The organism is Bradyrhizobium forestalis (assembly GCF_002795245.1).
In the GTDB taxonomy this organism is placed as follows: Bacteria; Pseudomonadota; Alphaproteobacteria; order Rhizobiales; family Xanthobacteraceae; genus Bradyrhizobium; species Bradyrhizobium forestalis.
In genome coordinates, this window is sequence record NZ_PGVG01000030.1 from 83753 (window position 1) to 93963 (window position 10211).

Annotated in this window: 11 protein-coding genes; 7 read left to right on the forward strand and 4 right to left on the reverse strand. The window is 64.0% G+C overall.

Features of this window, described 5'->3' with window-relative positions; all coding sequences use genetic code 11:
* Positions 1-108 precede the first annotated feature (108 nt).
* The 7 genes from CVM73_RS28510 (at position 109) to CVM73_RS28540 (ending at position 6683) form a co-directional block, all read left to right on the forward strand.
* Positions 109-1122, forward strand: a complete 1014-nt coding sequence (locus CVM73_RS28510) for a sulfate ABC transporter substrate-binding protein (protein WP_100235116.1) — start codon at positions 109-111, stop codon at positions 1120-1122.
* Between the two features lie 39 nt (positions 1123-1161).
* Entirely contained in the window at positions 1162-1998 is an 837-nt protein-coding gene (gene cysT, locus CVM73_RS28515) for a sulfate ABC transporter permease subunit CysT (protein WP_167407120.1), read from the forward strand.
* A 9-nt stretch (positions 1999-2007) separates the two neighbouring features.
* Positions 2008-2913 carry a sulfate ABC transporter permease subunit CysW gene (gene cysW / locus CVM73_RS28520; protein WP_100235118.1) on the forward strand — a complete coding sequence of 302 codons (906 nt, stop codon included), beginning with the start codon at positions 2008-2010 and terminating at the stop codon, positions 2911-2913.
* Complete coding sequence (locus tag CVM73_RS28525) at positions 2903-3937, forward strand: sulfate/molybdate ABC transporter ATP-binding protein (protein WP_100235131.1); 1035 nt, start codon at positions 2903-2905, stop codon at positions 3935-3937. The genes cysW and CVM73_RS28525 overlap by 11 nt, the downstream gene beginning before the upstream one ends.
* Positions 3938-4136: 199 nt before the next feature.
* On the forward strand, positions 4137-4640 hold the full coding sequence (locus CVM73_RS28530; RefSeq protein WP_100235119.1) for a CAP domain-containing protein: 504 nt from the start codon (positions 4137-4139) through the stop codon (positions 4638-4640).
* A 77-nt stretch (positions 4641-4717) separates the two neighbouring features.
* Positions 4718-5893, forward strand: a complete 1176-nt coding sequence (locus tag CVM73_RS28535) for a DUF3734 domain-containing protein (RefSeq protein WP_100235120.1) — start codon at positions 4718-4720, stop codon at positions 5891-5893.
* Position 5894: 1 nt separating this feature from the next.
* Complete coding sequence (locus CVM73_RS28540; protein ID WP_100235121.1) at positions 5895-6683, forward strand: 3-hydroxybutyrate dehydrogenase; 789 nt, start codon at positions 5895-5897, stop codon at positions 6681-6683.
* A gap of 180 nt (positions 6684-6863) precedes the next feature.
* Here CVM73_RS28540 and CVM73_RS28545 read toward each other — a convergent pair whose 3' ends face one another.
* The 4 genes from CVM73_RS28545 to CVM73_RS28560 form a co-directional block, all read right to left on the reverse strand.
* A complete protein-coding gene (locus tag CVM73_RS28545; protein ID WP_100235122.1) occupies positions 6864-7688 on the reverse strand; it encodes a sulfite exporter TauE/SafE family protein in 825 nt (274 codons plus the stop codon).
* A gap of 216 nt (positions 7689-7904) precedes the next feature.
* Positions 7905-8219: a type II toxin-antitoxin system RelE/ParE family toxin gene (locus CVM73_RS28550; RefSeq protein WP_100235123.1), complete on the reverse strand. Its 315-nt coding sequence runs from the start codon at positions 8217-8219 to the stop codon at positions 7905-7907.
* Positions 8216-8452, reverse strand: coding sequence for a GNAT family protein (locus CVM73_RS28555; protein ID WP_100235124.1), 237 nt, complete (start codon positions 8450-8452; stop codon positions 8216-8218). Before CVM73_RS28555 ends, CVM73_RS28550 begins: the two co-directional genes overlap by 4 nt.
* A gap of 49 nt (positions 8453-8501) precedes the next feature.
* Positions 8502-9869, reverse strand: a complete 1368-nt coding sequence (locus tag CVM73_RS28560) for a flippase (protein ID WP_167407121.1) — start codon at positions 9867-9869, stop codon at positions 8502-8504.
* Positions 9870-10211: the final 342 nt, after the last annotated feature.

Consider the following 10211-nt stretch of genomic DNA (forward strand, 5'->3'; position numbering starts at 1 on the left):
GTCGCGCTGCCACGCTGCGAACAAGAAAATCGGGTTTCGTTGACTTAAGCGCGTTTCGCCACGAATTTCGCCTGCATGTCTTCGCTGACACCGATGTCGGCGAGGTGAATGGAGATGGACATGATGCGCCGTATCGTTCCGCTCGCTGCAGGACTCCTCGCGACAGGCTTCTTGGCAAGCTCGGCTCTCGCCGCTGACATCAATTTGCTGAACGTGTCGTACGATCCGACGCGCGAGCTCTATGTCGAGTTCAACAAGGCATTCGCGAATGCCTATCGGAAGGAAACCGGCAAGAGCGTCGAGATCAAGCAGTCGCATGGCGGCAGCGGTTCGCAGGCGCGCGCGGTGATCGACGGATTGCAGGCCGACGTGGTGACGCTCGCGCTCGCCTATGACATCGACGCGATCGCCGGCAGGGGCCTTACCGCTGCCGATTGGCAGAAGCGGCTGCCGCAGAATTCGTCGCCCTACACCTCGACCATCGTGTTCCTGGTGCGCAAGGGCAATCCCAAGGCCATCAAGGACTGGGACGACCTGATCAAGCCGGGCGTCGCCGTGATCACGCCGAACCCGAAGACGTCAGGCGGCGCGCGCTGGAATTATCTGGCGGCCTGGGGCTTTGCGCAGAAGAAATATGGTTCGGCCGACAAGGCCAAGGACTTCATCGGAAAACTCTACCAGCAGGTGCCGGTGCTCGACACCGGTGCGCGTGGTGCCACCGTGACCTTTGTCGAGCGTGGTGTCGGCGACGTGCTGCTCGCCTGGGAGAACGAGGCCCATCTCGCCCTGAAGGAGTTCGGCGCGAACAAGTTCGAGATCGTGGCGCCGCCGCAATCGATCCTCGCCGAACCGCCGGTCGCCATCGTCGACAAGGTCGCCGATAAAAAAGGCAGCCGCAACGCCGCTGACGCCTACCTCCAATATTGGTACACCAAAGAGGGGCAGGAGATCGCCGCGCGCAATTTCTACCGCCCGCGCGATGCCGAAATCGCCAAGAAGTATGAGAATGCCTTCGCCAAGGTCGAGCTGTTCACGATCGACGACGTCTTCGGCGGCTGGACCAAGGCGCAGGAGGAACATTTTGCCGACGGCGGCGTTTTCGATCAGATTTACAAAAACTGATCGCGCGCTGTCCTTAGGAGGCTTTTTGCAGGGGGCCTGGTGAGCGCACTCGCAGCACGACGCCGGACATTGCCGGGCTTCGGTCTCACCATGGGACTGACGCTTTCCTGGCTGTCTATCATCATTCTGATTCCGCTCGCCGGCCTGTTCCTGAAATCGCTCGAGCTCAGTCCCGAGCAGTTCTGGAACATCCTCTCCAGCCGCCGCACCCTGAACGCCTTGCGGGTGTCCTTCGGCCTCGCCTTTGCGGCGGCCTCCGTCAATCTCGTCATGGGCAGCATCATCGTCTGGGCACTGGTGCGCTACCGCTTTCCGGGGCGGCGCATCTTCGATGCCATCGTCGACGTGCCGTTCGCGCTGCCGACGGCGGTGGCCGGCGTCGCGCTGACCGCGCTGTTCGCCGAGAAAGGCTGGCTGGGCGCGCCGCTCGCCGCGCTCGGCATCAAGGTGGCGTTCACGCCGGTCGGCATCTTCGTCGCCATGATCTTCATCGGCATTCCCTTCGTGGTGCGCACGGTGCAGCCGGTGCTCCAGGATCTCGACCCCGAGATCGAGGAAGCCGCGGGCAGTCTCGGCGCCAGCCGCTGGCAGACCATTATCCGCGTGATCCTGCCCTCGCTCGCACCGGCGCTGCTCACCGGCCTCGCGCTCGCCTTCGCGCGCGCGGTCGGCGAATATGGCTCTGTGATCTTCATCGCCGGCAACCTGCCCAACGTCTCCGAGATCGCGCCGCTCCTCATCGTGATCCGGCTCTCCGAGTTCCGCTATGCCGATGCAACCGCCATCGCGGTCGTCATGCTCGTCGTCTCCTTCGTCATCATCTTCGCCGTCAACCGGCTCCAGCGCTGGGCGCGGAGCCGGGTCCCGGCGCGCTGAGGGCGGATCATGACGATGCAGATCGCCGATTCCGTGTCGCTCCCGGCCTCCGACGCCAAGGCGCATGCGGCTGCAGCGCGCGACAACCTCCGTACCGAGCCGCGCGCTGTGCGCATCGTCATCATTGCTCTGGCGGTGATCTTTCTCACCGTCTTCGTGGTGCTGCCGCTCGTCGTCGTGTTTGCGCAGGCGTTATCGAGAGGCATTCTCGCCTATTTCGCCGCGCTCGCCGAGCCGGAGGCGCTGGCGGCGATCAAGCTGACGCTGATCGTCGCGGCGATCTCGGTGGGCCTCAATCTGGTGTTCGGCCTCGTCGCCGCCTGGGCCATCGCCAAGTTCGATTTCCCGGGCAAGACCTTCCTGATCACGCTGATCGACCTGCCGTTCTCGGTCAGCCCGGTGATCTCGGGCCTCGTCTTCGTGCTGCTGTTCGGCGCGCAGGGCTATTTCGGCACTTGGCTGCGCGACCACGACATCCAGATCCTGTTCGCGGTGCCCGGCATCGCGCTCGCCACCACCTTCGTGACCTTCCCGTTCGTGGCGCGCGCGCTGATCCCCCTGATGCAGGAGCAGGGCACGCAGGAGGAGGAGGCCGCGATCTCGCTCGGCGCCTCCGGCCTGCAGACCTTCTTCCGCGTCACCCTGCCCAACATCAAATGGGGCGTGCTCTACGGCGTCCTGCTCTGCAACGCCCGCGCGATGGGCGAGTTCGGCGCGGTCTCCGTCGTCTCCGGCCACATCCGCGGCGAGACCAATACGATGCCGCTGCTGGTCGAGATTCTTTACGACGAGTACCAGTTCGTCGCCGCCTTCGCGATCGCCTCGCTGCTGGCGATGCTGGCGCTGATCACGCTGATCGCGAAGACCGTTCTCGAGCGCCATCTGGATGAAGGACAAGACGCCGGTGACCATTGAAGTCAGGAATCTCGTCAAGACCTTCGGCAGCTTCAAAGCTCTCGATGGCGTCGATCTCAAGGTCGACGGCGGCGAGTTGGTGGCGCTGCTCGGTCCGTCCGGCTCCGGCAAGACCACGCTGCTGCGGATCGTCGCCGGGCTCGACTGGCCCGATTCCGGCGAGGTCTTCATCAATGGAGAGGACGCGCTGGCACAAGGCGCGCGCGAGCGGCATGTCGGGTTCGTGTTCCAGCACTATGCGCTATTCCGACACATGACCGTGTTCGAGAACGTCGCCTTCGGCCTGCGCGTGCAGCCGCGCGCGGTCCGCAAGGACGAGGCTGGGATCCGGGCCCGCGTCAAGGAGCTGCTCGATCTCGTGCAGCTCGACTGGCTTTCCGACCGCTATCCGAGCCAGCTCTCCGGCGGCCAGCGCCAGCGGATCGCGCTGGCCCGCGCGCTCGCGATCGAGCCGCGCATCCTGCTGCTCGACGAGCCGTTCGGTGCGCTCGATGCCAAGGTACGGAAAGAGCTGCGCAAATGGCTGCGCTCGCTGCATCACGAGATCAACGTCACCTCGATCTTCGTCACCCACGACCAGGAGGAGGCTTTGGAAGTCGCCAACCGCGTCGTGGTGATGGACAAGGGCAGGATCGAGCAGATCGGCTCGCCCGATGACGTCTACGACAATCCGGCGACGGCTTTCGTGCACGGCTTCATCGGCGAATCCATCGTGCTGCCGGTCGAGGTCGCTAATGGTGCGGTCCGGCTCGGTGACCGGCCGCTCGATCTCGCCGCCGGCGGGCTTGCGCCTGGCGCGTCACGGATGTTCGTACGGCGACATGACATGCTGGTCGGTCCGCCCGGCAGCGGCGCCTTCGAGGGCGCGGTCCGGCATGTCCGCAATTTCGGCCCGGTGCAGCGCGCCGAGGTCGCGCTGTCGGGCGGCGAAACCATCGAGATCGACGCCCCTCGCGACCGGGAACTGCGTGCCGGCGACACCATCGGCCTGGACCCCCGCCGCTACCGGATCTTTGCGGGCTAGATCCCCTGTCATTCCGGGGCGATGCGAAGCATCGAACCCGGAATCCCGACGTTGTCGCGCGAGATTCTCAGGTGCGCAATTGCGCACCAGAGCTCGCGCTGCCGCGCGCCCCGGAATGACAGCTCAGATTTTCCTCAAAATTCACCTTTCAGCCACGGTTGGTATGCAACAACGGCCCCTCATTTGGGGGCCTCTAAACATGCGCGCTGCGGCCGCAATTCTCGTCACTTTGCTGCTCGCCGGCTGTGCCGGCAACGAAGCACCGGTCCAGCAGCCGTCGATGTATACCGACATGGCGGTCCCGGGCTCAAAGCTCGACGCGCAGGCCGCCGCGGTGATGATTTCGCAATACCGCCAGAACAACATGCTCGGCACCGTCGCGATCGACCCTGATCTGATGCGGCTCGCCGAATCCCAATCCCAGGCCATGGCTGCGGCCAACAAGATGGACCACGACGTCCGCGCGCCGCTGGCCAAGCGCCTTGCCACCGGCGGCTATCCGGCCACGGTTGCCGTCGAGAACGTCTCGGCCGGCTATCATACGCTGGCGGAAGCGTTTTCCGGCTGGCGCGACTCGCCTCCTCACCGCGCCAACATGCTCAAGGGCGGTGTCACAAAATTGGGCATCGCGGCGAGCTATGCTCCCGGCACCAAATACAAGGTGTTCTGGACCATGATCCTGGCCTCGACAGAGCCCCGATAAGCCAGACTTGATCCGGGATGCATTGACGCCGCGGCCGAGTGTCGCCACGGTGGCTCGCCTTTTGCTATTGTTCCCTGATGACAGATCATAGCCCGGAATCCGCCAGCGTCCCCGCGAATGCGCAACGCGTCCTGGTCCTCCAGGGCGGCGGCGCGCTCGGCTCGTATCAGGCCGGCGCCTTTCAGGCGCTGTGCGGCTACGGTTTCGAGCCGGAATGGGTCGCCGGCATCTCGATCGGCGCGGTCAACGCCGCCATCATCGCCGGCAACGAGGGGCGCATCCGCGTCGAGCGGCTCAAGGAATTCTGGGAAATGGTGTCGGCCCCGGTGCCCTGGAAGCCGGTCGGCAAAAGCGACCACAGCCGCGAGCTGTTCAATTCGACCAGTGCTGCGCTGATTGCGACGTTCGGCGTGCCCGGCTTCTTCACGCCGCGCATTCCGCCGGCGCCGCTCTGGCCGCCGGGGCATCGCGAGGCGGAGAGCTATTACGACACCGCGCCATTGAAGAAGACGCTGGAGCGTCTCGTCGATTTCGACCGCATCAACGATCTGAAGACGCGCCTGTCGGTCGGCGCGGTCGGCGTGACCTCGGGCAACTTCAAATATTTCGACAATTACGAGTTCAAGAAGCTCGGCAAGAAGATCGGCCCCGAGCACATCATGGCCTCCGGCGCGCTGCCGCCGGGCTTCCCGTCCGTGATCATCGACGGCGAGCACTACTGGGACGGCGGCATCGCCTCCAACACGCCGCTCGACTACGTGCTCGACGCCGAGCTCGCGCGCGACATGCTGATCTTCCAGGTCGATCTGTTTTCCGCCCGCGGCGATCTGCCGAATTCGCTGCTTGAGGCCGCCGAGCGCGAGAAGGACATCCGCTATTCCAGCCGCACGCGCATGAATACGGACAAGAACAAGCAGATCCACAATGCCCGCCGGGCCGTGCGCGACCTGATTTCCAAATTGCCCGATTATCTCAAGAACGACCCTTCCGTCGAATTCCTTGCCAAGGCATCTCGTGAGAGCACCGTCACGGTGGTGCATTTGATCTATCGCAGCAAGAACTACGAATCCTCGTCCAAGGATTACGATTTCTCGCACGTCGCCATGGTCGAGCATTGGGAAGCCGGCGTGCGCGACGTGCATCTGTCGATGCGTCACAAGGACTGGCTCGAGCGGCCGCAGTCCGGCGAGACCATGGTGACCTACGATCTCACGGGGGACGTCACCGCGCCCCCGCCAAAAAGGAGCGAATAGAATGGGTAGTCTGTCAGGCAAGAACGCCGTCGTGACCGGGTCGACCAGCGGCATCGGGCTCGCTTACGCGCGCGCATTCGCCGCCGCCGGAGCCAACGTCGTCATCAACGGCTTCGGCTCGCCCGAGGACATCGAGAAGGAACGCGCCAAGATCGAATCCGACTTCAAGGTCAAGGCGATCTACTCACCCGCCGACATGACCAAGCCCGCCGAGATCGCCGGGATGATCGCGCTCGGCGAGAAGACGTTCGGCTCGGTCGACATCCTCGTCAACAATGCCGGCATCCAGTTCGTGTCGCCGATCGAGGAATTCCCGATCGAGAAGTGGGACCAGATCATCGCGATCAACCTGTCCTCGGCCTTCCACGCCATCCGTGCCGCCGTCCCCGGCATGAAGAAGAAGGGCTGGGGCCGCATCATCAACACCGCGTCCGCGCATTCGCTGGTCGCCTCGCCCTTCAAGTCGGCCTACGTGTCGGCCAAGCACGGCATCGCCGGCCTCACCAAGACCGTGGCGCTCGAGGTCGCGACCCACAAGATCACCTGCAACTGCATCAGCCCCGGCTACGTCTGGACACCGCTCGTCGAGAAGCAGATCCCCGACACCATGAAGGCGCGAGGCCTGACGCGCGAGCAGGTCATCAACGACGTGCTGCTCGATGCGCAGCCGACCAAGGAGTTCGTCACCTCCGAGCAGGTCGCCGCGCTCGCCCTGTTCCTGTGCAGCGATGATGCCGCCCAGATCACCGGCACGAACCTGTCGATCGACGGCGGCTGGACCGCGGAGTAATCCGCAGACGCTGTCATGCCCCGCCACCGGGTCTCGCCTTCGGCGAGCCCGATGACAGGCTCCGGCGGGGCATCCAGTACGCTGCGGCCTATCGATCGAACCACGGCCTTCTCGGAATACTGGATCGCCTGGTCAAGCCGGGCGATGACAGCGAGAGTGGAGCGGCGTTCTCGTTCCCGCTCAATGCGTCCAGGCCAGCGCCGTCACGAATGCCGAGGACAGGTTAAGCTCCGCAAACATGATCTTGCCGGCGACCACGAACAGCACGCTGGCGAGCGTCAGGCGCAGCACGGTCTCGGGCACGCGCGTTGCGCTGTAGCTGCCGACGATGATGCCGGGCAGCGATCCTAGCAGCAGCACGCCCATCAGCGCCCAGTCGACGTCACCGAGCGCCCAGTGTCCGATGCCGGCAACCAGTGTCAGCGGCACGGCATGGGCGATGTCCGAGCCGACGATGGTCGCCATCGGCAGGCGCGGATAGAGCAGCAGCAACACGGTGACGCCGACCGCTCCGGCGCCGACCGACGAAATCGACACCAGCGCGCCCAGCACGATGCCAGTGAGGACGGTCGCAATCGCAGTGGTGCGCGCGTCGACCTGCTCGAGGCGCTTGCGATAGCGCTCCATGATCGCCTGGCGGAAGATCAGCGACGTGGCGGTCAGCAGCAGCGCGAAGCACAGCACGACATTGACGAGGCTGCGCTCGGAATCGCTTTTGAGGTCAAGCTTCCACAACACGAGCAACGTCAGCGCGCTTGCCGGAATGCTGCCGCAGGCGAGCCTCAGCACCGCCGGCCAGTGCACGCTGCGCGACCAGCCATGCACGACGCTGCCGCCGGTCTTGGTGGCGGCGGCATAGAGCAGGTCGGTTCCGACCGCGGTGGAGGGATGGACGCCGAACAACAGGATCAGCAGCGGTGTCATCAGGGAGCCGCCGCCCACGCCGGTCATCCCGACGAGCAGGCCGACACCGAATCCGGAGGCGACGTAGAGGGGATCGAACATGTCCGGGGAATCTTAGGTTGATCTCGTTGGTTGGGCAATACGGCGTAGAATAAAGTTTCCCTTGGGTGCAACTACCTGGACAGAATAAGAAAAATCATGCTGTGGACGGTCGGTGTGAGGATGTTTTCTCCAATCTGACGCCGTCTCGGGAAACGGACATTTCAATCCAGGCAGGGCTGCTTTGGAGGGCTCGGGCTTTCGAGGGGGCGTCCGCAATCAAGCATATTGCCTTCCGGGCTCATTCAGGCCCGTCAGCGGTCGCCGTGACGTGTGGCGGATGTGAACGATATGGATGACCTCACCTCGGACACGATAAAATATCCGGAATGGATAGCGGACTACCGCTGCGACACGAACCTGGGAACGGTGCGCAACCGGTGGCGATGAGAAAGGCGCGCCCCGGATACGCTCGATGACGTCAGCAAATCTTTGTCCGATGGCTCCGGCGATCGCTGGACTGGCATTGTTGGCATAATACGTCGCGATGTCTGCGAACTCAGCAAGCGCCTCTCGCGTCCAGACGACCTTCATCCGCGCCTAAATTTCGCGAAGACTTCCGCAACCTCGGCATCCGTAGCGAACTCGCCGCGATCTATGGAGGCTAAGGCAGCGTCGATGCTTCGCAATTCTTCTTGCGTCGCCACATACTCGCCGCCGAGCAGTTCGCTCTCGATTTCGCTGGCAATCGCAACCAGCTCGTTCTGGGCCTCTTCGGGCCAAGTCTGGGCACGTTCCAGAAGGTTTCGCAGATCGCTTGCAGCCATGCCTAACTATATCAGGTGCCGAAGAGCTTTCCAATCATCAAGCCGATGGCTAGCGTCCAAACGCCAGCACGTGCAGGCCGAGGCGCTGCCGCACGATCCAGAACAGGAGCACCGTCTCGAAGGTCAGCGAGATCGAGGTCGCGGCCGCGGCGCCGTGGCCGCCGTAGTGCGGTACCAGCGCAATGCAGAGCACGACGTTCATCACGAAGGCCAGTGCATAGGCCAGCGCGCAGATCTTCTGCTGGCCGAGCATGTTGAGCAGGCGCTCGACGGGGCCGATCGCGGCGCGCACCACGAGGCCGATCGCGGCCACGAACATGATGTCGTAGCCGATCACGAATTGCGGCCCGAACAGCCACAGCAGCGGCTTGCCGAGTGCGAGCAGCACGATGGTCGCGGCCAGCGACGGCCAGAACGTCCAGTTGATGGCGTGCGCCACATAGACCGACAGCCGCGCCTTGTCCCCGAGCGCATTGTATTCCGCAAATCTGTGCGCTGTCGTCGCCGACATCGCGTAATGGATGAACGAGACCAGCGCCAGCGTCTTCACGACAGCGAAATAGACGCCGACCTCGTCGGACGGACGGAACTGCTGCAGCACCAGCACGTCGGTGTAGGACAGGAGCAGGTAGAAGCTCTCGACCAGCAGGATCGGCAGCGAGACGGCGAGCCAGCCCCTGACGTCATAGGCCTTCGGTCCCGGCTCGATGTGATCGGCGAGCTTGCGGTTCAGCACCACCATCTGCCCGGCCATCGCGATCCACACCGCGCCCAGGCTCGCGACCATCGCGGCGACCGCGCCGAGATGATAGCCGAGCAGGAAGGCGCTGGCCGTGATGCCGATGATCAGCGCCTGGCGGATGATGAATTGCGGCATCAGGCCGAGCTGCATCCAGTCATGCGAGCGTGCGATGCCGTCCTGGGTGTTGGCGACGACGAAAGCGGGCAGCGTCATGCAGCCGATATAGAGCGGCAGCTCCTCGGCCGGATCGATCCAGGGCGACAGCAGTTTGACGATGCCGGCAAGCCCAAGCGACACCAGGGTGGAGACGGCAAAGGTCAGCCAGCGGCTACCTGCGAGGAAGCCGCGCAGCAGCGCGTGCTCGTCGCTGGTGCGGTACTCCGGAATGATCTTTTGTGCGGAGGCCGAGATGCCGAAATCCATCATGCTGCCGAGCAGCAGCACCCAGGTCCAGACATAGACATAGATGCCGTAGTCGGATGTGCCCATCCAGCGCGCCAGCAGCACCTGCGAGACATAGGCGAGGCCCGCGCTGATGACGCGGATGATGAAGATGGTGCCGGCGAGCCGCCGCGTCAGCGACGCCTCGCTCGATCCGCCCGTGAGCTTGGCCCGCAGCCGCGCGATCAGCCCGGCCGGTCCGGTCGTTGCGGGTTGTGCATCCATCACGGCCAATTCGAACAGTTCCCAGGCGTGCCGCGTGCAGCGGCAGGTGAGGGATTAGCAACCATTCGTTAAGATTGGGTTGGGCGGGCGCCGCGGCTCCACTCTCCGCTGTCGTCCCGGACAAGCGCGCCTCAAGCGCGCGCCGATCCGGGACCCATACCCCCAGGGAGAAGTTGGAGCGCGAGCCGGCAACCACGAGTCTTCGTCAAACCACTTCCTGTGGTTGATGGTGTGGACGGCCCCCTACGGCATCATTTGTGCCAGAATGAGGTTGTCACACACTCATTCACAGGAGCCGTCCGTGAGCCAGATTATCCGCATTGGGATGGATACGTCGAAGCATATTTTCCA